We start from the raw sequence: 714 nt of genomic DNA on the forward strand, positions 1-714 counted from the left end.
CACCCAGCCTGGCTTCCACTGCTCAGCTGACGATTGTGCAACTGGCGCCGACATGTAAATCGGCGCATTTCGTACCAGCCGCATCTTGCGATACGCTATTTTTCCATCCCATGCTTGGAGCCGATCAGCGCAGGCATACAACGCCACCCGCAACCCGCGCCAAAACCATGATGAAAAAGCAGCAATCAGGGAGACACATCCAGAGACTCCCTTACATTTTTTAAATGTAGATCAAAAAATCAATTTTTATAGATTGAAACAAAAAATGACCTGACTACCCATGTCCGTCAGCCATAGTCACGCTGTATGTATGAACATAATGCTCATACATACAGTACCCATGGAGGCACGATCATGGCGAAGAACAAGGTTCAGTTTCAAATGGGCTACAGCCTGTTCGAGTTCATACAGGGCTAAGCCACCGAGGCGCAGTGCAAAACGCGCTGCGAGCGTGACGCTGTCCTCAGGGGATTGCCTGTACCGTTCTGCACTGCAGAATGGCTTCAGAACGAGTATTCTGAAGCCCCCAGGGGGCGCGATCTAGAGCACTTTCACGAAACACTTGTCTGTTGATCGAGGTTATTTTGAGTGCTTCCTTACTTCGAGGCGGCCTGATATGGGTCGAGGTAAGATGAAAATGCTCGAGTTGCCTACTGCCACCGAAACATCAGAGCGGCTCTTATTCCCCCTTATGAAGCCGGCGAGCACTGAGGT

General features: G+C 50.4%; 1 protein-coding gene. It reads left to right on the forward strand.

What is annotated here, in order from left to right:
• Nucleotides 1-224 (forward strand): hypothetical protein (locus tag MPRO_RS26135; protein WP_216821221.1); only part of this gene is annotated, 224 nt, incomplete at its 5' end.
• Nucleotides 225-714 lie beyond the last annotated feature (490 nt).

Origin of the sequence: Marinobacterium profundum (assembly GCF_001528745.1) — a bacterium.
GTDB lineage: Bacteria > Pseudomonadota > Gammaproteobacteria > Pseudomonadales > Balneatricaceae > Marinobacterium_A > Marinobacterium_A profundum.